Annotated in this window: 22 protein-coding genes; 5 read left to right on the forward strand and 17 right to left on the reverse strand. The window is 58.9% G+C overall.

Going from position 1 to position 23625, the window contains the following annotated elements:
• Positions 1–25: 25 nt before the first annotated feature.
• Entirely contained in the window at positions 26–1117 is a 1092-nt protein-coding gene (locus tag ACOIX3_RS32165) for an ABC transporter substrate-binding protein (RefSeq protein ID WP_028342736.1), read from the reverse strand.
• 196 nt (positions 1118–1313) lie between these two features.
• On the opposite strand from ACOIX3_RS32165, the gene ACOIX3_RS32170 reads away from it, so the two are divergent.
• Together ACOIX3_RS32170 and ACOIX3_RS32175 are read left to right on the forward strand one after the other, a co-directional pair.
• Positions 1314–4727, forward strand: coding sequence for a molybdopterin-dependent oxidoreductase (locus ACOIX3_RS32170; protein WP_420966016.1), 3414 nt, complete (start codon positions 1314–1316; stop codon positions 4725–4727).
• 167 nt (positions 4728–4894) lie between these two features.
• On the forward strand, positions 4895–5749 hold the full coding sequence (locus ACOIX3_RS32175) for an AraC family transcriptional regulator (RefSeq protein ID WP_051448008.1): 855 nt from the start codon (positions 4895–4897) through the stop codon (positions 5747–5749).
• Here ACOIX3_RS32175 and ACOIX3_RS32180 read toward each other — a convergent pair.
• The 12 genes from ACOIX3_RS32180 to ACOIX3_RS32235 form a co-directional block, all read right to left on the reverse strand.
• Entirely contained in the window at positions 5734–6438 is a 705-nt protein-coding gene (locus ACOIX3_RS32180; protein ID WP_420971841.1) for an ABC transporter ATP-binding protein, read from the reverse strand. The genes ACOIX3_RS32175 and ACOIX3_RS32180 overlap by 16 nt on opposite strands.
• Before the next feature lie 7 nt (positions 6439–6445).
• Positions 6446–7171, reverse strand: a complete 726-nt coding sequence (locus ACOIX3_RS32185; protein WP_028342732.1) for an ABC transporter ATP-binding protein — start codon at positions 7169–7171, stop codon at positions 6446–6448.
• Positions 7168–8205, reverse strand: a complete 1038-nt coding sequence (locus ACOIX3_RS32190; RefSeq protein ID WP_225159854.1) for a branched-chain amino acid ABC transporter permease — start codon at positions 8203–8205, stop codon at positions 7168–7170. Before ACOIX3_RS32190 ends, ACOIX3_RS32185 begins: the two co-directional genes overlap by 4 nt.
• A complete protein-coding gene (locus tag ACOIX3_RS32195; RefSeq protein WP_420966018.1) occupies positions 8189–9058 on the reverse strand; it encodes a branched-chain amino acid ABC transporter permease in 870 nt (289 codons plus the stop codon). Before ACOIX3_RS32195 ends, ACOIX3_RS32190 begins: the two co-directional genes overlap by 17 nt.
• Positions 9058–10287, reverse strand: a complete 1230-nt coding sequence (locus ACOIX3_RS32200; RefSeq protein ID WP_028342730.1) for an ABC transporter substrate-binding protein — start codon at positions 10285–10287, stop codon at positions 9058–9060. The genes ACOIX3_RS32195 and ACOIX3_RS32200 overlap by 1 nt, the downstream gene beginning before the upstream one ends.
• Before the next feature lie 60 nt (positions 10288–10347).
• Entirely contained in the window at positions 10348–10902 is a 555-nt protein-coding gene (locus ACOIX3_RS32205; RefSeq protein ID WP_420966019.1) for a flavin reductase family protein, read from the reverse strand.
• Positions 10903–10960: 58 nt separating this feature from the next.
• Complete coding sequence (locus tag ACOIX3_RS32210; protein ID WP_016841231.1) at positions 10961–11317, reverse strand: VOC family protein; 357 nt, start codon at positions 11315–11317, stop codon at positions 10961–10963.
• Positions 11318–11342: 25 nt separating this feature from the next.
• Complete coding sequence (locus ACOIX3_RS32215) at positions 11343–13211, reverse strand: AMP-dependent synthetase/ligase (RefSeq protein WP_028342728.1); 1869 nt, start codon at positions 13209–13211, stop codon at positions 11343–11345.
• 1 nt (position 13212) lies between these two features.
• On the reverse strand, positions 13213–13926 hold the full coding sequence (locus ACOIX3_RS32220; protein ID WP_245288815.1) for an enoyl-CoA hydratase/isomerase family protein: 714 nt from the start codon (positions 13924–13926) through the stop codon (positions 13213–13215).
• A 77-nt stretch (positions 13927–14003) separates the two neighbouring features.
• Positions 14004–15158, reverse strand: a complete 1155-nt coding sequence (locus tag ACOIX3_RS32225) for an LLM class flavin-dependent oxidoreductase (protein WP_028342726.1) — start codon at positions 15156–15158, stop codon at positions 14004–14006.
• A 261-nt stretch (positions 15159–15419) separates the two neighbouring features.
• Positions 15420–16187, reverse strand: a complete 768-nt coding sequence (locus ACOIX3_RS32230) for a creatininase family protein (protein ID WP_225159861.1) — start codon at positions 16185–16187, stop codon at positions 15420–15422.
• Positions 16188–16952: an enoyl-CoA hydratase/isomerase family protein gene (locus ACOIX3_RS32235; protein ID WP_028342724.1), complete on the reverse strand. Its 765-nt coding sequence runs from the start codon at positions 16950–16952 to the stop codon at positions 16188–16190. It abuts the gene before it with no gap.
• Between the two features lie 349 nt (positions 16953–17301).
• Here ACOIX3_RS32235 and ACOIX3_RS32240 point away from each other — a divergent pair, with 349 nt between their 5' ends.
• Positions 17302–17925: an Lrp/AsnC family transcriptional regulator gene (locus ACOIX3_RS32240; protein ID WP_016841238.1), complete on the forward strand. Its 624-nt coding sequence runs from the start codon at positions 17302–17304 to the stop codon at positions 17923–17925.
• Between the two features lie 65 nt (positions 17926–17990).
• On the opposite strand, the gene ACOIX3_RS32245 is transcribed toward ACOIX3_RS32240, so the two are convergent.
• A protein-coding gene (locus ACOIX3_RS32245) for an IS630 family transposase (RefSeq protein WP_420966021.1) occupies positions 17991–18937 on the reverse strand; the annotation gives its coding sequence in 2 pieces (ribosomal slippage) (positions 17991–18589 and positions 18589–18937; 948 coding nt in all).
• A gap of 709 nt (positions 18938–19646) precedes the next feature.
• On the opposite strand from ACOIX3_RS32245, the gene ACOIX3_RS32250 reads away from it, so the two are divergent.
• Complete coding sequence (locus tag ACOIX3_RS32250) at positions 19647–19853, forward strand: hypothetical protein (RefSeq protein ID WP_125459174.1); 207 nt, start codon at positions 19647–19649, stop codon at positions 19851–19853.
• Between the two features lie 77 nt (positions 19854–19930).
• Complete coding sequence (locus ACOIX3_RS32255) at positions 19931–20767, forward strand: alpha/beta fold hydrolase (protein WP_080686847.1); 837 nt, start codon at positions 19931–19933, stop codon at positions 20765–20767.
• Positions 20768–20932: 165 nt separating this feature from the next.
• On the opposite strand, the gene ACOIX3_RS32260 is transcribed toward ACOIX3_RS32255, so the two are convergent.
• The 3 genes from ACOIX3_RS32260 to ACOIX3_RS32270 form a co-directional block, all read right to left on the reverse strand.
• On the reverse strand, positions 20933–21544 hold the full coding sequence (locus ACOIX3_RS32260; RefSeq protein WP_420966022.1) for a TIGR00730 family Rossman fold protein: 612 nt from the start codon (positions 21542–21544) through the stop codon (positions 20933–20935).
• A 169-nt stretch (positions 21545–21713) separates the two neighbouring features.
• Positions 21714–22817 carry an ABC transporter substrate-binding protein gene (locus ACOIX3_RS32265; protein WP_077230983.1) on the reverse strand — a complete coding sequence of 368 codons (1104 nt, stop codon included), beginning with the start codon at positions 22815–22817 and terminating at the stop codon, positions 21714–21716.
• Positions 22818–22837: 20 nt separating this feature from the next.
• Entirely contained in the window at positions 22838–23617 is a 780-nt protein-coding gene (locus tag ACOIX3_RS32270) for an ABC transporter permease (protein WP_050994230.1), read from the reverse strand.
• Between the last annotated feature and the right edge of the window lie 8 nt (positions 23618–23625).

Raw genomic sequence — 23625 nt, forward strand, 5'->3', positions numbered from 1 at the left:
TACGTCAAGCGCGGTGATCGCCCAGTTAACGAACCGATCCGAGGTCAAACTCTTTCGCTTGCCTGATGACGGCATCACGATCGTAGTTGTTGATCTCGTCGATCAGGTCATTAGTGTACATTCGCGAAGTCGGAACGGGGCGGGCTATCTGCCCTCCTGCCAGCAGAAAGCTGCTCAAGTTTTTCCAATCTTCTTCAACGAAGAGACCGTTCTTTCCGTTGGTCTTGGCACTTCTCCACCCTGGACTTCGTACCTCGAGGATCTTCAGACCTTGAGCGAGGGCCTGCTGCGCACCCAATTCCCCAGGACGGCTCTCCGGATAGACTTTCCAGGTGATCATGACGGCCGCCACCGGATTGGCGTTGGTGAAATCGATCGCCTTTGATACCGCTCGCGCAAATCCGATCAGCATTTGCGGATTGTTCTTGATGACGTCGTTCTTCGCCAAAAGCGACAGATCCGGCAGCGCATCCAGATTCTCACCGACATCGAGATTCCGGAGAGCGAGGCCGCTGAGTCCGAACCGGACGTTGGCAACATCCCAGAACGCGATCGCATCGACGATCTTTTGCCGAACGGCGCTCACGGCTTGGGAGCCGACCCCGATCGGAATGAACGTAACGTCCCTGTCCGGGTCCAGCCCCGCTGAACGCACATAAGCTTTGCCGTAAGTGACGCCTCCACTTCCCAATGAAGGGATACCAATCTTCTTTCCTCGGAGGTCCGCGATCGATCTGATGTTGCTGTCCGCCGGCACGGACATGGACCAGATATTGCGATAGCTGTAGTCGTAGAAGTAGCGGACATCCAATGGCGCCGCTGAATTCTCTTGCATGCCGATCACGGCCTGCGAAGGACTCGCAGCACCTAGATTGGCGTTGCCGGAGGCGACTTGAATTGCGATCTCGTTCGAGCCGCCGACGGTCAGCAGATCGACGTCGAGCCCTTCCCGGCTGAAATAGCCCAGATACTTGGCGACGATGAAGGGCGCCTGCGCTTCATCCATATTTCGCACCCCGATCAAGGCTTGGACCTTGTCGGCCGCGAACGCGGGCTGGCCACAGTGCACGCCAAACGACACCATCCAGGCAAAAAGAACCAGTCGCAGATTACCCATGCCCGCCCTCCCGTGAATGGCGGATTGATACACTTGTTGACCGATTAGTCAACATGGCATAAGATCGACGTACTTCGTCGGTGAACATGCTTGCTGGCTCAACCGGTTCGTACCTCGCGACTTTTTGTGCCGCTCCGGAACAATTGCTTGCGTCAAAGAGCGCTCCAAGAGCGCGCTACACTCACGGAAATCGGCAATGGGAGAGATCCGAAGCTTCTGCACGCTGTGCGGCTCGCAATGCGGAACGATCAATGTCGTCGAGAACGACCGGCTGGTCGCCGTGCGAAATGATCCCGGCCATCCGACCGGGCACGCCGTCTGTCCAAAAGGCCGGGCCGGTCCGGAGATCGTGGCCGCAAACAATCGAATCCTCTATCCGATGCGCCGCACCCGGCCAAAGACAGATCCCGATCCAGGGTGGGTACGTATTTCCTGGGACGAGGCGCTCGATCTTTGTGCGGGAAAGTTACTCGATATCCGGGAGCGCTACGGGGCCGAAGGAGTCGCTTTTGCTGTAACGACGAAAAGCGGAACCGGTATCGCCGACAGCATCGAATGGATTGATCGGTTCGTTCGCTTGTTCGGAAGCCCGAACATCGCGAGTTCGACTGACGTTTGCAATTGGCACAGGGACGTGGCGCATCGGTTCACTTTCGGCGTCGGCATGCCGACTGCCGACTATGCGCATGCGGGGCTGATTATCCTCTGGGGGCACAACCCCACCAGCACCTGGCTGGCTCAGGCGGACGCAATTGCGCGCGGCCGCGCGAATGGCGCAGCCATGATCGTCGTCGATCCGCGAGCGACCCCGCTCGCCATTGACGCAGACGTTTGGCTCCAAGTCCGACCGGGCACTGACGCCGCTCTGGCGCTCGGCGTGTCAAATCTCTTGATCCAGGAAGGAGGGGTCGACCTGGAATTTCTCAGGCGGTGGACCAATGCGCCGATGCTCGTGCGTGAGTCCGACGGACTGCTGCTAAGGGCGCGGGATCTCCGGGATCGCGAAGGTGACGAGACGGCACAGCAATTCGTGGCGTGGGACGTTCGGACCGACGAACCTTGCATCTATGATGCGGCCCGCCTGCTTGACGTCGATACCGCTCGCCGATTTGCCCTGACCGGCCGGTATGAAGTCCGGGGTCATCACGGCGAAGCGATCGCGTGCAGGCCTGCCTTTGATCACTTCCAGCGGGCCTGTGCCGCTTGGACACCCGAGCGGGTCGAGCAGGTAACCGGCGTTCCACGCACAAAGCTGAAAGCCGCCGCATCGCTGATGGCGAGCCACAGCAAGATTGCCTACCACGCCTGGACAGGCATTGGCCAAGGCAGCAACGCGACGCAAATAGAGCGTGCGGTCGCCACGCTCTACGCTCTTCGCGGATCGTTCGACGAGATCGGTGGCAACCGCATCCTGGGCAGGCAGCCCGCGAACAAGGTCGACTCGACGGACCTCCTCGTCGAGACGCAATCGTGCAAGACGCTCGGACGCGACATCCGTCCGATGGGACCAGCAGCCGAAGGACGCGTGAAGCCGCTCGACGTCTACCGCGCCATCGTGACCAGCGATCCTTATCCGATCCGTGCGCTCGTCGGCTTCGGATCCAATCATCTCCTCACGCAGGGAGACACCGACGAGATTCGCCGAGGGCTGGAGGTCGTAGAGTTCTATGTCCACACCGACATCGTAGAGACTCCGGTGGCCCGTTATGCCGATGTCCTGCTCCCGGCAAGCACTCCATGGGAGCGGGAAGGTCTACGCTTCGGTTTCGGCATTAGTGAAGCCGCCCAGAACCTGATTCAGTTGCGCCCGGCCGTCTTGACCCCGCGGGGAGAAGCACGCTCCGATCTGGAAATCGTATTTGCCCTGGCTGAACGTCTGGGCATGGGCGACAAGTTCTTCCACGGCGACATCGACGCTGGCTGGAACTACATGCTGGCTCCTCTCGGGATCACCGTCCAGGATCTGCGGGCGAATGACGGCAAGATCGTTCGTCCGATCGAACATGCCGTACGCAAATATGGCCACGTTGATGCCAGGGATCGCGTGGCGGGCTTCCAGACTGAAACAAGACGGGTCGAACTCTACTCCGAACTGCTGCTCCGAAATCATCAATCTCCTGTGCCGATCCATGCGGAAGAGCACGTCGATCGGTCACTCTATCCGTTCACACTGATCAGCATGAAGAACGGCGTCTTCTGCCATAGTCAACATCGCGGGATCGCCTCGCTCAGGCGACGCGCCAGCCGACCGACAATCCGATTGCATGGGAGTGTTGCGCGCCTGAAGAACATCAACGACGGGCACAGTGTCGAAGTCACGAGCCGTCACGGCTCCACGCGGTTCGTCGCCGAGATCGACGATACTCTCGCATCCGACGTACTGGCCGCCGACTTCGGCTGGTGGGAGGCCTGTGAACCGCTCGGCAAGCAGTCGTACGCGCTGACAGGGGCGGCCAGTTCCAATTTCAACAGCCTCGTCTCTGCCGAGACACGCGATCCGGTCAGCGGCTCCGTCAACCATCGGGCGATCGCGTGCGACGTCCGATGTGTCGGCGATTTGGGCAGCCGCTCATGGCAGGGGTTTCGGCGTTTCATCGTGTCGGATCGGCATGCGGAATCGGACTCAGCCCTTGCCATTTCGCTGTCACCGCAGGAAACCGGCGCGCTGCCCGACTACGAACCCGGCCAGTACGTACGTATCAGGGTGGCACGTCCCGACACCGGTGAACTTCTGACGCGCGCCTATTCATTGACCGGAGCGGCGGGCATCAGAAATCGATCGGAATACAGGATCTGTGTGGGTCGCGCGTCAGCCGGCGCCAGTGACGCCTCAACCTCACTCTCGTCTCTCATACATGAGACCTTGAAGGTAGGAGATATGGTCGAGGTCGAGGCTCCGAGCGGCGCCTTTACGATGCCGACGGTATCATCCGTTCCGCTGATCCTGATGGCAACAGGCATCGGCATCACTCCGTTTATGAGCCTTCTGAATTCGCTCGATGGCGATCAAATGCCTTCGGTCACCTTGTTGTACGGCAACAGGAACGGCTCGGAGCACGCATTCAAGCGCCAACTTCGAGCTCTTGCACAACGGTTGCCGAGACTTGTTGTCAGAACTTTCTATAGTCGACCACGCGCTTCGGATGTTCCTGGAGCCGATTTTGATGTCCACGGTCGCCTCGATGCCGCTCAGATCGACGCCTCACTGGTCATGGAGCGCCCGCGATTCTATCTATGCGGCTCCGATACAATGGTCACGTCGACAACGAGGAGCCTGGTTTCCTTCGGTGTGCCAAAATTCGACATTCACACCGAAGTATTCATCTCGCCGACGAACACGCTCGAAAAAGGCCTGGGCCCTTGCTCGGTCTCGTTCAAGCGATCGGGCATTTCGTTCCAGTGGGGTCCCAAGGACGGCACGCTGCTCGAATGCGCGGAGCGATTGGGCATACGCGCTCCAAGCGGCTGTCGGGTCGGGCAGTGCGAGAGTTGTGCAGTGCGCGTGCTGGCTGGAAGCACAAGGCAGCTCTCTGGTGCAGTCCCGGAAGATTCCGGCACGGTGCTCACGTGCCGAGCGGTCCCATGCAGCGATCTCGTTCTCGATCTCTAGGCGCATGTTCGCCCTCAGCGACGTGCCGCAGGCAACAGCGCCGCTTTTCGGCTGGCTGTACTGGCGTGGAGCAGCTATGCTGTGTTGGAACGCCGTTGCGAGCCGACCCAGCGACCGGCCGCTCAAGATGTGGAAGGTTGATTCCCGGGCCCAAGCGAGCGAACGCGATGCAGATATCCGCCGCCGATGACGACTATGGCCTTCCGAGGCTGAAACTTCCCGATCTCCGGATCAACTATACTCCCATCGATCCCGACTATTTCGATCGCCCCGTCGTCTCGATGTGCATCGAGACCAGACAAGACGACGACGAGCTGCCCCTGCACTCGCACAAGAAGGGACAATTGGTGGTCGCCTCGCGCGGATCGGTCATGTGCCGGGCGCCAGGGGGACTCTGGATTGTTCCTCCTCAGGGGGCGGTCTGGATTCCCGCCGGGGTACTGCACAGCAACTGCGTGTCCGATTTCGGCAAAATCTACGTCGTCTTCATCGAGCCTTCCGCAAGCAAGCTTCCGGATTTTTGTTGCACATTCACGATTTCACCTCTCGTTCGAGAGCTGATCCAGCGTCTTGCGGCATTTCCGCCCCTGTATCCGGTCGAAGGCCCGACCAGCCGGCTCGGCCGCGTCCTTCTCGACGAACTCGTGCAGATGTCGACAGAGCAGATGTACCTGCCGATTTCCGCAGATAGTCGCCTCCAGCAACTTGCGGCTTCATTGTTGCACGAGCCCGGAGACAGGAGCACGCTTGATGAATGGGCCGCACGTTACGCAATGAGCGAGCGTACGCTTGCGCGTTTGATCGTGAAGGAAACCGGAATGACATTTGGCCGCTGGCGGCAGCGGCTCCACATCCTGGTCGCGCTGCAGCGCCTGTCCGCGGGCGCGTCCGTCCAGACCGTCTCACTCGATCTCGGGTACGAATCTCCGAGCGCGTTCATTACGATGTTCAAAAAGACCCTGGGAAAGAGCCCGCGCCGCTTCCTTACAGAGCGCACATCCTTCGACTACAGCCCCAGATAGGCGCGCCTTACATCCTGGTTGGAAAGCAAGCCCGCGCCGGTTCCCTCGAGAACAATGCTGCCATTCTCGAGAACATAACCCCGATCTCCGATGGCGAGGGAGCTCGCTACGTTCTGCTCCACGAGCAGAATCGTTATCCTGTTTCTATGCAGCTTCTTGACGACGTCGAACATCACGGTCGTCAGCGCGGGTGAAAGTCCGATCGAAGGCTCGTCGAACATGATCATCTCCGGTTCGGACATCATCGCCCTGCCGATGGCAAGCATCTGTTGCTCGCCGCCCGACAGCGTTCCTGCCGACTGTCGCCGCCGCTCATCCAGACGCGGAAACAATTCATACACCCGCCGCAGATTGGCGTCCCGGCGGCCCCGCGCTCGTTTCAACGATCCTCCGATCAGAAGATTGTCCTCTACCGAGAGATTCGGGAACACTTCGCGCCCTTCGGCGACCTGGGCGATGCCGAGCTCGCAAATCTCCCAGGGCGACATGCCCACGATGTCTCTGCCCCGCCAGGCTATCCGCCCCCTTGTCGGGCAGACGATACCCGCAATTGTGCGGATCAAGGACGTCTTTCCGGCACCGTTGGCTCCGATGACGCAGATCAGCTCCTCTGCCTGCACGGCAAGAGAGACGTCGTTGAGAGCGGCCGATCCGGCATAGCCGACGTTTAGCCCTTCGACGGCCAACAGGGGTTCCTTAGCCACGGAAGCCGTCCCCAAGATATCCGGCCAGAACCTCGGGATGCTTCACGATATACACGGGGGCTCCCTCGGCTATTTTCGCGCCGTGATGCAGAACAACGACATTCTCCGCCGCCTCCATCACAATTCGCATGACGTGCTCGACGAGCATTATCGTCAGTCCGCGCTCTACCAGGCGACGGAGAACGCGAACGACGGCCGCGGCCTCGGTTGGACGGAGCCCGGCCATCACCTCGTCAAGCAGCAACAGGCGCGGCCGTGTCGAGAGAGCCTTTGCCGTTTCAAGCATCTTTCGATCGGGAAGCGTCAGTTGGCTGATCGACGCGTTGGCCTTTGGCGCAAGACCGACCGTCTCCAGCGTATCCAGGGCGGCCTCCCTCGCTTCGGAGACCTTTCTCGTCCAACTGAACGCTCCGACCATCGCGTTTTCCAGCACGGTCATATCGCGCATCGGCCGGACGATCTGGAACGTCCGCCCAATGCCCAGACGGCATACCGCCTCCGCGCCGCGTCCGGAGATCGTCTCGCCTTCAAAGCGTATCGTACCGGCAGTCGGCCGGAACGCCCCGGCAATCATGTTGAAGCAGGTCGTCTTGCCGGCCCCGTTGGGACCGACGAGAGCCGTGATGGAGCGCTCCTTCAAACTGAAGCTGACGCCGTCGACCGCAAGCAAGCCGCCGAAGCGCTTCGAAACATTGTTGAGCTCGAGAAGCGCGGTCATTGTCCGACCTCCTGGGTCTGGACAATTCGACTGCGAATTGATCGTACTTCCTTCTTCGCCTCAAAGTGGCCGAGCAGCGCCGGCCACACGCCATCCGGCAGCAGCCAGACGACACCGATCAGAACGATGCCGTAGGCGACATTGTTCAATCCGGGCAGACCAATGGTGTCGCTGAAGGAGCTCATCAGGTGATCCAGGGGGATTATGATGAGCGCCCCGAGCAGCGGACCGAACGCCGTTCCCAGACCACCCACGATCGGCCCGATCAGGACGTCGACGGAAATCCCCATTCCCATGATCGAGTCGGGAAAAATCGATCCCTGGACCAGGGCCAGAAGACCACCGCCAATCGCAGCCCATGCTCCGGAGATCGATACAACCAGAACCTTGTGAAGGAAGGTCCTTACTCCGAGCGCCCTTGACGCATCTTCGTCATCGCGCATCGCTCGCCACACATATCCCAGAAAGGACTTCCTGATGAGCGCCGTTACGCCTACACCGACCGCAACGGCGGCGAGCGCGACAAAATAATAGAAGCGAGCGCCGCCGCGCAGCATCAGCAGGGAACTCTCGCCGGACTGAGCCGGAAAGAACAGGCCCTGCATTCCCCCCACAAAATCCCAACCGCCGAACATCACTCGGGCAAATTCAGCTGCGGCGATCGTCAACAGGCCGAAGTAGATTCCCCGCACCTCGAAGCGGAAGCTCAACCAGGCGAGCGCAGCACCGACCGCGCCGGCGATCACCGATCCCACGAGCAGCCCGAGCCAGGGGCTAAGGCCATACTTGATATCGAGCACCGCAACGGAATAGGCACCGATTCCGACAAACAGGGCGTGCCCTATGGATAGCTGCCCACCCAGACCAAGCATCAGGCTCCAGGATTGCCCGATAAAAGCGAAAATGAATACGATCGTCAGCAGAGAGACCAAATATGAATTGAACACGGCGCCAAGCAGCGCGAGTGCGGCGAACAATGCCATGCCGGCTGCCGCGCCGACGAAGTCGGGGCGAGACTCAAATCTCTTTTGCACCGAAGAACCCTCTTGGACGCAGAATGAGCACCACGATCAGCAAGGCATACGACAAGGCAGTCTTCATGGACGGTGCGACAATGAGTGCGGCAACGGCCTCGGTCACGCCGATCGTCAAGCCGCCGATCAGAGCCCCGACGAAGCTTCCAAGGCCTCCGACGATGACGGTCACGAACGCCAGCAGCGTGAAATCGACAGCGAGATAGGGCTGCGCATCGAACAGCGGCGAGATCAGCGCGCCGGCGAAGCCGGCACACGCAGTGCCAATTCCAAACGTGATCGCATAGATCTTGGGAATTGGGATCCCGACGATCAAACCGCCAAGTCGATTGTCGGCCGCCGCTCGAATGTATCTACCGAACAAGGAGTATTTGAGAAATGCGGCCAAAGCCAGGATCAGAACGGTCGTGGCACATGCAGCCTGCAAGCGCGCCAGATCGATCCGAATGCCTCCCAAGGAGATCGTTTCAAAGGACAACTGCGACACGGAAGGGTGCGGATCCGGCCCGAACCAAAGAAGCTGGATTCCCGTGAACAGGAGCGAGATGCCGATGAACAGGATGAACTGCACATGATGCGGTCGGGTGACGAACCGCGTCACCACTACGCTTTCCAGGTAATAGCCGACCGCGAACATCAGGATGCCGGCCAGCAACGCAGCCAGGATAGTCGGCATGCCCCACCAAAGTCCGGTGCAGTACCCGATGTAAAGGCCGAACACCACCATCGCGCCGTGGGCAAAGTTCACGACCCTGATCACGCCGAAGATGATCGTGAGGCCGAGTGCGATCAGCCCGTATACCAAGCCTATCAGGACCCCGCTTATGACCACATTTGCCCAGAGCAAGGCCATTAGCGGACCTCGAACGGCTTGAGCGGATACTGCAGGCTTGCGTCGGCGATAGCCCGCGGCGAAATCACCTTCGGCATTCCGCCTTGTCCCTGCAGCATCGTAACGGCACTATTGATGTTCTGTCCGTTCTCGTCGAACTTGATCTTGCCGCTGTACATCAGGACCGGATTCAGGTCGGTTTTCCTGAGAGCGGCATGGATTTCCGAGGAGACTGACGAATTTGCCCGGATGACCGCGTCGGCGACGATCTGGACCGCCTCGAAGGCACATCCGGAATTTGCGTCCAGCCACTCGTTTGGATAGCTGGCCTCAAAGCTCTTGATGATTGCGGCGGTGTCCGGCGCCTTCGGGTTATACCAGACGGTCGACAGGATGGCGCCGTCTCCATATTTGCCGAGCGCGTTATAGTACGCCTTGTCCTGCACGCCGTTTGAGTTCGGCGAAAAGATCAGCTTGGGATTCCACCCCTGCTTGATGCATTCGCGGGTGATCATGATAGCGTCGTTGACGCGCGTCACAGACACCAGCGCATCCGCTCCCGAGGCCTTTGCCTTCGCGACCTCGACGGAGAGGTCCCGCGCCTTTTCGTCGTAGGGAATGTATTCGGCGATCTTCAGCGGTACATCGACCTCTTTCCACGCCTGATCGATGCTCGCGGCCGTCGACTGCCCCATCGTGTTGTTGAGGTGCAGCACTGCAGCGCTCTTCGGCGGATTTTCGACACTCGAAAGGATCGCCTTCAATTCGAGCAACGATTGCCGAACGATCGTCAGCGACGTCGGATAGAAACGAAACACCTGGGTGAATCCCTGCGACGTGACCTGGGTGGCGCTCGCAATGTGCACGACCATCGGAACCTTGGCGGCTTCGGCCGCCTGAAGCGCCGAAATCGTAGCGCCCGAGTCCCATGCTCCAATGAGGACGGTGCAACCCTGCCTGATCAGATTGTCCGCAGCGATTCGGCCGTTTTCCGGTTTGCTCTGCGTATCCGCGTGAACGATTTCCATCTCGACGCCGAACCGCTCCTTGGCGAATTTGGCGCCAAGATTGATTCCGCGCACGCAAGCCTGGCCCGGGAAGGCCAACACGCCGCTGCTGGGCATGATCGAACCAACCTTGACGGTGCGAGATGCAGCGCTCGCATGCCATGGCATCAAGCCGGCGGCGAGGCCCATTCCGCTCCCGAGAACGGTGCGCCGCGTCAAATCCTTGCCGAGGATATTCCCCATCTGCCTTGCTCCCTCGCTGCTGTATGTTTATGGACGGTGATCGCTGCTCCCGAAGCAGGCTCATCGACCTGCTTCGGGAAGCACTTGCGGAATCGCGAACCTGCCATGCCGGTAAATCAGCCCTTCGTAGTGGTCCTGATGGACCTCGCCGAGAACCGCGCCGAAGAAGACCGTGTGGGTCCCCACCGGATGCATGCCGATGACCTGGCAGTCGAAGCTGCACAGCGAACCGATCAGGATCGGTGAGCCAGATACCAATTCCGTCCAACTGCCCTCGCTGAAGCGAATGTCCCCCTTGCTTCCATCAAGCCCTGCGAACTTTTGCGCGAGGTCCACATGGCTCGCGGTCAACAGGTTCCAACCGAAACATCCGGTCCGGACGATCGTGTCATGAGCTCCGGCCGACTTGTTGACGCACACCAGGACGGTCGAGGGGTCGACTGAAAGCGATGACGCGGCAGTGACCGTCAAGCCATGCCGTTCCGGCGCGCGGCCGGACGTCACGATCGATACGCTCCCGCTGACATTTCTGAGCGCCGTCTTGAAGGAAGCACCGTCGATCAGTCGAGCACCTTCGAGACCCTTTGTCGGGTCGACCGACATCAACTCATTCATCACGTCCGGCTCCGCGAAATGGTGTCGAGGCCTCAGTAAAGTCCCTGTACGCATCATGCTATCGATCCGCTTTGGCAGCTTCGAAGAACTGGATGACATTGCTCTCGGGATCGCAAACTTGCGCCACGCGTCCGTGACCGCCCATGTCCCGAACGGGAGCAACAAGCGTCGCGCCCGCAGCGATGGCGCGTTCGACTACCGATTCCAGCTGCTCGACTTCAAAAACCACGACCGCGTTTGCAGATGGAATCGAGGCGGACTCTTCCATTCCGGAAACGCAGAAGGCCGCACCCTCGCTCCGGAACTGGATCCAGCGTTCACCATCCGCAAAGCGAATGGTGAGACCGGTATTCGCGTAGAACTCCGCAAGCTTCGCCGGTTGACTGGCGGTGAGATAGACGTGCTTGACCTTCATTTTGCACCGATGCTTTCCGCGCCGATTATCCGACCTGCGCCTTGATCAATTTCTCCTCGGATTCGTCATAGAGCGTGTCGATCAGCGCTCGATATCGCTCCATCAGCTGCTTGCGGCGCTTCTTTCGCGTCGGCGTCATGACACCATTCTCGGGAGAGAGCTCCTCGGGAAGGATACGGAAGGCCTTGATCTGCTCGGCGCGTGCCAGGCGGTTGTTCGCCTTTGCGACCTCGCCTTCGATCATCCGGATGACGATCTCGGATTTTGCGAGGTCGGCGTATTGCGCGATGTCGGTGTCCCGCGACCTGGCCCAATCCATCGTCGCCGTGGCGTCGACCTCGATAAGAGCCGTCAGGTATTTCTTGCCCTCGCCAATGACGGCGGCTTCGGAAATGTAGGGGCTCTGCCGAATTTCGTTCTCGATCTGGGTCGGGCTGACCGACTTCCCCCCGGACGTGTTGATGATCTCCTTCTTCCGATCGACGAGCTTGAAGCTTCCATCCTGCGCGATTTCGGCGATATCGCCGGTATACAGCCATCCGTCTCGCAGCGCGGATCTGGTTTCCTCGGGTTTGTTCCAATAGCCAGTAAACAAGCCCGGTCCTCGAACGATCATCTCGCCGTCTTCCAGCACCGCGGTTTCCCAGGCTGGATCCTGAACGGGAATGCCGACGCTGCCGGCCTTCGGCCAGTCCACCATCTGGACGAGATTTCCGCCCACCATCTCGGTCTGCCCGTAGCACTCCTTGAGATTCAACCCCCAGAGCTGCCAAAGCGTCATGACCTCCGATGGCATCGGCGCGGAAGACGTATAGGCGATCTTCAGTTCGTCGAAACCAACCTCCGCCAAAAGCGGACCGAAGATGTGCCTGCGACATGCCGCGAACAGATCGCTGAGATACTGGTCCGGCGTCCGCCCCGCCTGGCGGTCATCGAGCGCCTTGCGCGCGATCCGCATCGCCAGTTGGTAATCTTTCCTTTGCTTGGCGCTGGCCGAGTGCACCACGCTGAGGATCTGGGTTGCGAATCTCTGGTAGAAGCGAGGCGGAGCCATGTAGTACGTCGGCTTGGCTTCCCGGATCGTCTGCGCGAACCCCGCGGTCGTTTCCCCGAAGTGAGGAACGGCTCCGGACAGCAATGGCAACGTGGTTGCCTGGGCTCGCGCGACCGTGTGCGACATCGGCAAATGAACCACGAGCCGCTGGGTTTCGGTCCGAATGGTCGGATGGAATGTCGTCTGCACGTGGCCACCTGCGAGCAATGACAGGTGCGTCAGCATGGCGCCTTTGGGATACCCCGTGGTACCCGACGTGTAACCAATGCTCGCCAGTTCGTCCGTTTTGGCAACTGCGACCTGCTCACGAAGAAAGGCGTCGCAATCGAATGAAACAGGCTCATAGAACTCGGCAAACGAGACGATGTTCTTCGCCCTGAGCTCGCCGGTCCACGACGGATCCATCACGACGATTTTCTCGAGCGTCGCCGCGGTGCTGGCTGCCAGCAGCGTCCGCAACTGCGTCTCGTCTCCCACGAAGGCAAAACGGGCTCCGGAATCACCGAGGTAGTAGTTCACCTCCTCGACGGATGAAGTGAAATACACGCCCACGGTCACGGCGCCGGCGCACATGGTCGCCATGTCGGCGAGCAGCCATTCCTGGGACACGTCTCCCATGATGGCGACGCGATCACCACGCGCGAGTCCCGCCATCTGGAGGGCACCCGCCAGCCGGCACACCTTCGTCGCATAGTCGTGCCACGACACCGATATCCATTCGCCGGCGCGCTTCTGGCGATATGCGACGGCCGTTGGTCTCTCGATGCGTCGGGCTTGCAGAAGCTGCGGAAGAGTTACCGAAGCAAGCTGGGCACCGGACGTAATGGACCCGACATTCATGTCACCGCTCCGCGAAACGCCTGCGCTTCTCCGCAAAGGCGGCTACCGCTTCGCGACGCTCGGGCGTAGCGAACGTAAGGGTTTCCAGGGCGGTGGACGTGTCCAACAGGAGATGCGCGAACTCCTTGACAATCTTGTTCACCGAATACTTCGTCCAGATGATTGCTTCTCGTGGACCGCTCGCCAGCATTTCCGCGTATTCGATCGCCACCTCGCGGACATCACGATCGGAAACGGCTTCGTTGATCATGCCCATCGCAACAGCCTGCTCGGCGGACACGAAGGCGCCCGTCATAAGATAGTGCTTGGCGCGGACCGGACCGATCAGAAGCGGCCAGATGACCGCACCACCATCGCCCGCCACGACGCCGGCCGTGACATGGGTATCGGCAAACCGGGCGGTGGATTGCGCAAAGATCACATCGCACATCAGGGCAAGCGTTGCGCCGAGACCGACGGCCACGCCATTGACGGCGGCAATGATTGGAGCCTCCACTTCTAGCATGTTGCGGACCAGGTGGCGTCCGCCGCGGGTCGGCGACGGGATCGGGCTCTTGTCCAGCGTCTTCTGATCGCCACCGGAGCAAAAACCACGGCCGGCTCCGGTCAGCACGATCGCCCGGACCGATTTGTCCCGATCGAGATCGACGAACACCTGCTCGAGCTCGTCATGCATGTCCCAGTTGATCGCGTTGAGGATCTCGGGACGGTTCATCGTCACGACCGCGACACCGCTCGGGCGCTTCTCGATGAGGAGATATTCGTACTTCGATTCTAACATGGACCTGTTCCTTACACTGCCTTCTTCGAGGACCCGGAGTTCTGCGGCCGCATTGCCCGGATCGTGTCGAGAATTTCCTCGGTGGGACGGACAACGTTGTTCTTGTCGTTGAAATGCGGGATCACGTAGCGCCCCACCATGTCGATCGCCTCCATGATCTTGTGGTGAGGTACCGAATCCAGGTGCAGAAGCACCTCATCCACACCGAGCGCTTCATACTGTTCGAGCTGGCGAATGACGGTATCCGGAGCTCCGCACACGGTCGTGGCGGAGTGATTCAGGAGATAGTCCCAGTCTCGCCCGGCGCGCTCCATCGACGGGACGCTCTCGCTCATGTAGGAATAGTCGTCCGCAAGCTTCGCCAGGCGCGGATACGCATCCGTCGAGATCCGCGCATAGTGCATGAGCGGTTCAGCGTAATCGTCCTTGGCTTTCTGATCGGTGGGACCGATGCCGAGGAATAGCGGGATGCCGATGCGGGGACGATCGAGCGGGCCCTGTTCGTCGCGCTTCCAGGCGCCGCGATAGGCGGCGAGCAATTTCTTCTGGACTTCCCAGCCCTGATAGATCGAGTGGCTCATCACGGCCAATCCCTCGGAGCCCGCCCAGTTGTGGCTGCGCTCGCTGGTGGCCGCTATGCCGATCACCGGGTACGGCTTCTGGACCGGCTTCGGCACAAGTTGACGCGGAGGGATCTGGTAGTATTTGCCCTCAAATGTGAAAATGTCTTCGCGCATCGACTTGCGGAGAAGCGCGATTCCTTCTTCCATCTGTGCGAGCGTTTCAGCCGGATCGACATTGAATGCCCGCATGGCAATCGTCGTATTCGCGCGCCCGCCATAAAACTCCATGCGACCGTGCGAAAGGATATCGGTGACCGCCAGACGCTCCGCGGAGCGCAGCGCGTGATTGATCCGCTGAGGCATGAGGGTAACGGCGGAACGCAGCTTGACGCGCGACGTCACCGCGGCGAGGTACCCGTAGACGACCTCCGGTGCCGAGCTGGAAATGCCGCCAAGCGCAACATGCTGCTCAGAGAGCGCGACGCAATCGAAACCCACCTTCTCGGCGAGGCGAACCTCATCAACGAGTTCATGAAGCCGCCGGGCGTAGCTTTGCCCGACCTGAGTTTCCTGCTCCGACCAGAACCCAAATTTGAGTGCCATTCTGCTGTCCTTCCGGCGTACCTGATGGACGAAACAATGTTGCAGAACCGGCGAAATTTTCCTCCGAATACGGCTCGTCGACGCCCGACTTTCAAAATTTTGTGCTGTCTGTGAACATGGGCTCGCCAGTGGCGCGCACGGAGCCGTCTTTCGCCGTGGGCTTCACGGCCTGCTCTCGACGGCGCACACGTCTTGACGACGAGCCTTTTCCGCTCGTTCGGATGCGCAAATCTCAAGCTGTGCAGGAAGGTGTGAAGCGGGTCAGTCTTCGAACGCGTCGACCAGGAGGTCGGCTATGTGCTCAAGACAGCTTTCCCCGATCGCAACCGTCGAACCACGAGGATCTCCGAGGACCCCGTTCTGCGTGACGGAGGAAATGCCGTTCCTCCACATCAGCTCCAGCTGGTGCTGCGACAGCAGACCGATGTGGCCTGGTTCGAAACGATCGATACGTACGCTGTCTGGACGAATCTTCATCATCAGTGACGTTTCGGCGATGTCGGCGTGGCCGCCTACCGCGGCTTCATCGCCACCGGCAGCGGAGACCGCTTCCCGCCACCCCTTCATCCACGCCTCGGAATCGACGAAAGCATCGATCCGTGCTCGTCCTTCAACGCTCCCGCGAAGGCGCGGCATCATGTCCCTGAGGACCGGGAAGTTGCCGATATGGCCAGAGAAGAAGATGATTCTGGAAAAGCCGTGCCGCATCAGGCTGGCACAATAGTCCGAGCACAACGCCTCGAGCGTTTCGGGACGTATCGATATGGTGCCGGGAAACGTCAGATGATGGGAAGAGCAGCCGACCCTTATTGTCGGGGCAATAAGCGTTCGACCGAGGCGGCGGGCGACCAAGGTGGCGAGGGCTTCCGCATGGTCCGCATCCATGCAAAGCGGCAGATGGGGTCCATGCTGCTCCACGGCCCCGCAAGGTACGACCACAGTGTGGAACCCGCTGCTCAGAGCCATCGAGACATCTTCGAATGTCATGAGCTCCAGGCGCAGATCGCCCATCCATCCAGGCTCGCTCATTCAGACCTTCTTGTTCTTCGCCAGAAAGCGGGCTCTGGCTTCGGCAGAACCCTCTTCGTCCAGATACGCCGGCAGATCCGCGATCGTCATGTCGTCTAGTTCACCGTCACTCATCTGACCGGTGAGATTCAAAGACCGCTTTATCGCCGCGAACAGCTTTCTGTCCTTGCTTCGGAGCTGACGACAAATCGATCTGGCTCTGTTGGCAACCTCGTCCGTGTCAACGATTTGATCGACCGCACCCAGTCTGAGGGCTTTTGACGCGTCGATCAACTCTCCCCAATACAGCAACTCCTTGGCAGCCCGCTGGCCGAGCATTCGCCCCGCTTGACGCATGCCCTTCACGGCGGGAAGCAGCCCATGATTGATCTCCGGGAACCCGACCTGGCATTCGGGATTTGCCACCACGTAATCTGCATGCAGCAGAAACTCGAAGGCTCCTCCCACGGCGTAACCGCGAACGGCACAAATGAATGGGCTCGGATACCTTTCCATTTCACACAGCAGCGCGTGAAACATCCTTAACCGTGGCGTTGCCACCTCGACGGTCGCGATCTCCTTGATGTCGCCGCCGGCGCTGAAGAAGCGATCTCCACGTCCCGTCAGGACGATACCCGGCGGAGCCTCATCTCGTGCGAAGGATTGAATTCGATCCAGAAGGACGGAGATCAGGTCAATATTCAGAGCGTTCGCCGGCGGACGATTCATCGTCATCACAACCACGTCGGCGTCGCGATCTATCAGCAGAATATCGGAGCTTGCCATGCTTGCAGGCTAGCCAAAATTCCCCTTGGTAATCTGCCGAATCTGCTGATCGTTTTCAGATACGGCAACACAAACATTCGCCGGAGCTTCCCCAATCCGCAGGTTCTGCCGCTTCGGCGCGGATTCACCTATTCTATGTGGGATCGATTTTTCTCACGATTCCAACGCCTGATAAGCAACATGGATACCGATCAGATTGTCAGTTTTTAGATACAAGTCGGCATTTTGTCGAAATTCCGCAACCGAGGGAAGCGTTAGCATCGCTGTCATCGAGATGTCACCGTGCGGAGCAACGCGCGGGACGGGAGGCCTCGACAGTCGTATCGTTTGCCCATAGGAGGACTACAGTATGACCGTGGTGGCGCTGGACAGAATCGATATCAAGATCCTGAACGAATTGCAGCAGAACGCGAGCCTGACCAACGTCGAACTCGCCGCTCGAGTTAACCTCTCTCCTTCACCCTGCCTCGCCCGGGTCAAAAACCTCGAAAAGCTTGGCGTGATTGATCGCAGAATTACAATCCTCCATGCCTCCGTGCTGGGTCTTGGCGTGACCGCATTCATCCAGGTGAGGCTCGAAAAGCAAGTACAGAACTCACTCGATAACTTCACCCGTGCAATCGATCGCATGGAGCAAGTGATGGAATGCTATCTCATGACTGGTGATAACGACTATCTGCTCCGCGTCATGGCTTCGGATATTGAGGACCTCGAAGATCTCATCGTAAACAAGCTATCGCGCATTTCGGGTGTATCCAGCATCAAATCCAATCTTGCCTTGAAGAAGATCTCGTACAAGACGGTGCTCCCGATCGACACGACGCGCCCTGTCCAGATCAGACCGTGTCAATCGACGGCGAGGTATGGTGCCGCCAAGGCAAAGTGCGAAGCCACTGCCCTTCCCGCAAGGCCAGAGCATAGCGTGACGTTCGGATTGTCGCACGCGGATAAGCCGTCGGTAGGTGCAAGCTGAGCCAACCAGGAAACTCACAACGATCAGATCTGGTAGACAATCGTTTCCGCTAGAGCATTTTCCGATCACGTTGCGTCGTAACCAGCCGCGACGAGATAGTTTTGACACTCCTCGGGTGAGAAGCGTTTGAGAGCGTTGGCGATTGCTTGCCAGAGATCAGGCATGGTGCGCGCTGCGGCGGCCCGCAACAGCGCCTTCAGTTTAGAGAAGGCCATTTCGATCGGGTTGAAGTCTGGACTGTAGGGCGGAAGATAGAGCAGGCTTGCTCCGACCGCCTGGATGGCCTCTCGAACACCATGGACCTTGTGAGCGGGCAAGTTGTCCATGATAACGGTATCGCCCGGCCGCAGCGATGGGGCGAGCAATTGCTCGACGTAGGCCAGGAAAGCGTCGCCATCCATTGGGCCGTCCAGAACAAGCGGCGCGATCAGACCGTCGGAGCGCAATCCAGCGGTGAATGTCGTCGTCTTCCAATGTCCGTGTGGGATAGCTGCACGACATCGCTCGCCGCGTGGCGAGCGCCCGTGAAGCCGCGCCATTTTGGTGTTGGCGCTGGTTTCGTCGATGAAGACGAGACGCTCAGGGTCAAGATCGATTTGCCCTTCGAACCACTCCTCACGCGCGGCATTTATATCGCCGCGCCGTTGCTCGGCGGCGTGCGCTGTCTTTTTTTAAGTGTGATCTTTCTGCGCTGGAAAAAACGCCAGAGCGACGCGATGCCAGTCGATATTCCACGACGTTTCAACAGTTCTCGCAACTCGGCGAGCGTGATATCCGGCTTCGCGGTCACCGCCTCCAGAATCAATTGCGAATGCGCTTCGATGCGCTGCGATTTGCGGTCACCGCCCTGGCGTTTAGGAACGATGTCGCCAACTTCCTTGAGGCGACCGCGCCAGCGGATCGCGCTGGCCGCGCTGACACCAAAGCGCTCGGCAGCCTGTCGACAGGACATGCCACCGTCAATCGCGGCTACCACCCTTTGGCGAAGATCAACCGAAAGCGCCCTGGCCATACATGCTGACCTCCCTCGCCAGCATGCAGCTTGAATCTGACTCGCGCCGTTTTGGGAATCCCCACCCGATTCATTCCGGTCGGAAAATGCTCTAGGATTCCATGAACGTAGACAGATCCACCGCACTTGGGTCTAATCCCTGCAGAGCCCCTCGGCCTTCTTCACCAAAGCCCGCAATCGAGGCGTGGTTCAAGTGGGCTTCAACTTGGTGCCATGCGGACTACAGACGCCACGAAGCCAACTGGCCCCCTGGACGTTGCGGATCTACATGGGATCATTTGACCGATTTAATCTACGTATCAGCCCGGCCCGTATTTCTCCTCCCGCCGACGCGCCACCCGTGAAGTTCATCACGGCGCCGCCCCAACAACACCAACGCCGCTCGCTTTAATTCCGGCTTCATTTTCGACCCTGTCGCACAAATTGAGTCATCGCTAATGAGTGCCAGCAACCCGCCGACGATTCGGTACGCTGTACCGAGGTGCATTTGCCATGAATCATGTTGACCATACCGTCAACACAATCTAGCAATATACGCGCCGCGCGATCCCGAGGGATGAAGGGAGCCCACGTTACCGTTTTAGAGCGGAGAAATCCGCGCGTAGACCGGAGGCTGTTTGGTGTGTGACGGTTGGACAGACCCTCCTCAGACCCGTCGACGAATGGTCCAAGCGGCCGCCACTGGCGACTATTGCTTCGGAGACACTAGATGACTTCTCAAAAACTTCGGCGAGTATTTGAAGCACTGAGGTGCGGGCTGGCCAAGCAGCTGGAAGCGTTGCAGCGCAACTTAGCTCAATATCCGCCTATCGATCACCCGATGGACGTCTCGGAATACGAGATACTGAGCAGCGTTTGGGCCGCCCATACCGGCCAGCTTCGCAGCCGACCTCGGGGTGGCGAATTGGAGCATTAAATCGCTCGCGGCGGCCCGTCGGATTGCCTTCCGATGCCCGACCGACTTCCGTACGACAGCTACTTGGGGAAACATTTATGAAACGACGTGACGCGCTCAAAATTGCTGGTGCAACTGCTTTTTCTGTCATCTCCGCCTCTGCAGTATCGGCAGAAGCGTCTCCGCCGACCAGGCAGAAGATAATTATGGTCCACGGATCATGGCACTGGGGCGCTTGTTTTGAAAAAGTCAGCAATTTTCTGGCTGAAGCGGGTTGCGCTGTGGCCACGCCTGACCTCAAGTCACACGGATTCGACGAGAGCCGATATGATAGCTTTTCGACTATGGGAGAATATGTGCAGCCCGTAGAGAAAATGCTGCAAGAGTCAAGAGAGCCTGTCGTATTGCTCGGCCATAGCATGGGCGGCGCCACATTGACTTATCTAGGGGAGAAGTATCCGGAGAAGATTTCGAAGCTAATCTATCTTACAGCGTTCATGGTCCCCCAAGGAAAAACGGTCTTGGATTATACTAAAGCAGATGCCACTAATCCTCAGAAAAGGGAAATCCTGGCGATAGTTAAGTTAGTTGGCGACGGTCGCGGTCTCGAGCTCGATACAACCCGGCGCGACCTCGTGAAGGCTGCGTTTTACGGCGATTGTAGCGACCATGACGTCAATATAGCTATCAAGAATTGCGTGCCCATCACTAGCACCGTGCCCTACGCTGTAGTGTCAGAGATAACAGCCGATCGGTTCGGCAAGATCCCTCGCGTTTTTATCGAATGTTCAATGGACAAAGCGATTCCAATTGAAAGCCAACGTCAAATGGCCGCTGATGTACCCGGCGCGAAGATCATTAGCATCGATACCAGCCATTCTTCCTTCTTCTCTAGGCCGGCAGAGCTCGCCCATATTATTTTAGAGAACACATAGTCACTAGGCCGTGTACTTATAGACCAGCGGGGCATGTGGCTGGTGGTGACTATGTCCACTTTGCTCCTATAGCGACCAAGTTCGTGCGGCAGCGCAGCATGTCGCTATGGGCCAACATCAGAAGCCAACGGCACCTGGCCTCATGACGTCTGAGGACGTTGAGATCTACATCTTGTCGATGATCGACGAACCACCGGCTTTGGGCGCGCCATCTTTAGCAGCGGCAGCGACAATCGCAGGGATGACATCCTCGGCACGATCGACGACCATGGGCTGAAGCAGGTGGTCTCTATGAAGGAAACCTGCGTTGCGTATGTGGTTCAGCATCGCCATCATCGGCGCCCAAAAGCCTTTGATGTTCACCAGGACCATCGGCTTGCGGTGCTGCCCAAGCTGGGCCCAGGTCATGATTTCCACGATTTCTTCGATGGTGCCGATGCCACCCGGAAGCGCCACGAAGGCATCAGAACGCTCGAACATTCTGTGCTTGCGCTCGTGCATGGTGTCGGTGATCGTCAAGTCTTCGAACGTCTTGAGCGCGTCGGTCGTCGTTTCCCAGTTGGTGAGAAATCTCGGAATGATCGCGCCGACCTTGCCGCCGTTGTCCAATGTGCCGCGAGCAACTGCGCCCATCACGCCATGGGTTCCGCCGCCATAGATCAGCGTTAATCCCGATGCAGCAAGTGCGCGTCCCAATCGTTCGCCTGCCTCGACGTAGGCAAGATCGTGTCCGGGCGAGGAACCGCAATAGACGCAGACTGCTTTGATCTTGCTCATGTTGGCGATAACCTTTCCGACGAGCGCCGTCACAAGGGCTCGATATCCGTCGTCTTCGCCCTAACATGCCCTATCCCGTTTCGAGGGAAAGCGATGCGCTATATTCAGTTTGGCACGGGTAGCCGTACAAGGCCTCTCGCAATCAGTATGGCGCCGAGCGTGACGATCCTCAATCGCCCTGGAGCTTGGAGCTTCCGTCCTTCTTCGCATCGTTGATGATGGCGGTTCGATCGTAGTTGTTGATACTATCTATGAACTGGTTCGTTAGAACGTGATCGACGGCTATGGGAGCCGGTAAGACCTTCTGGTCGACAAAGAAGTTGATTAGCCGATTCCAATCGTCGGAGACAAACGTCCCGTGTTTGTCACCAATCTTAGGCGTATTCCAAATGCCGAGCCGTGCCTGATTGACGGTTATTCCTTCCTCAAGCGCTGCAGCGCTGTCTGGGTTTTTGGAGGCAGCCTCGGGATACGCTTTCCAAGTGATCAGAACCGCAGCTTTGGGATTTGCCATCGAGTAGTCGTAGCCCTTTGCAACGGCCCGTCCAATTCCCGTTAACATCTTTGGATTGCTCTCGATCGTCTGTGTGCGGGCCAGCAAGCCCACATCCGGCAGCGCGCGCAGATTTTCCGCCACCGGTAGCTCGCGAATGCCGAGACCGGAGAACTTGAACTTGGCGAGCGCGGCATCCCAGTAGACGGCCCCGTCGACAAACTTCTGACGGATCGATGTGACGGCCTGCGCTCCAACACCTATCGGCAGAAAGGAAACATCCTTGTCGGGATCCAGGCCGGCGGCCTGCACGAACGCGCGACCAAACGTCGTACCGGCGCTCCCCATCGATTGGACGCCCAGCTTCTTGCCTTTCAGGTCGCCGAGCGCCTTGATCGGACTATCAGGTAGGACGGCGACCGACCAGATGTTCGAATAGTAGAGCCCGTAGAAGTATCGAATGTCGAGCTTTCCGGACTGAACCCCAACCAGAGCTTCACCTGGCGAGGCGGCGCCGACTTCCGCGTTGCCCGCCGACACTTGTATCGCCGATTCGTTGGAGCCGCCGACCGCGATCAGCGTAACGTCGTAGCCTTCGGATGCGAAATAGCCCTTTTCCTTGGCGACGACGAATGGTGAGAACGCTTCGTCGATATTGCGAACTGGAATCAGCAAGCGTACCTTTTCCAGGGCGCTCGCACTCTGCATTCCGCCGAAATAAACGATTATCGCGGTGGCAGCCGCCCCTAATAGTCCGCGCTTACGCAACATGGTCGACATCGGCTATCTCCTAAATTGTTTCACGTCATGACTGGCGCATCGCTACGCCTGATCCAGAAGATGTACCTGCGTGCGGCATACCTCATCAGGCCGTGCATCACCAGGCCGATCGCCGATAAGATGATCAACACGGCAAAGACGCCGGAAACGTCCATGCTGAAGTTCAGCGTAACCACCAGGTAGCCGAGCCCCACCTGAGCGCCAACGAACTCCCCAACGATGGCGCCGATAACAGCAAGGACGGCAGCGATCTCGAGGCCGGCAAAGATCAACACCAATGCCGACGGAATCCTCAGACGCATTAGGGTCTGCAATTTGGTGGCACCGAATGCCTTCATCATGTCGAGCTGATCTTTATCGGTGGAGTGAAAGCCGGCGATCACGCTGACCAACACCGGGAAGAAGCAGACGAGTGCCGTGATTACGATTTTCGACGTCAAGCCATAGCCGAACCAAATGATGAAGAGGGGCGCAATGGCGACCTTCGGCAAGGTTTGCAGCGCGACGAGATAGGGGTAGACCAGTCGCTCAAAAACCGGAATGAGCGAGATCATCGCACCGATAATCAAGCCTGCGGCGCAGCCGAGCACAAAGCCGCTCAGGACCTCGACCAACGTTGCCCAGAGATGCGGCCAGATCATTCCGCTCGTGACCAGCGCATACAGCCTGAACACTATCGAGCTCGGGGCGGGAAGCACGATGGGCGAGACCGCGAATAGGCGGCAAACGCCTTCCCAGAATGCGATCACCGCTACGGCGACGGCGATTGACTGCAACAGGTGGGCTCGCGATGGGGTCATTGGACTGC

The organism is Bradyrhizobium sp. B120, from assembly GCF_049075665.1.
In the GTDB taxonomy this organism is placed as follows: domain Bacteria; phylum Pseudomonadota; class Alphaproteobacteria; order Rhizobiales; family Xanthobacteraceae; genus Bradyrhizobium.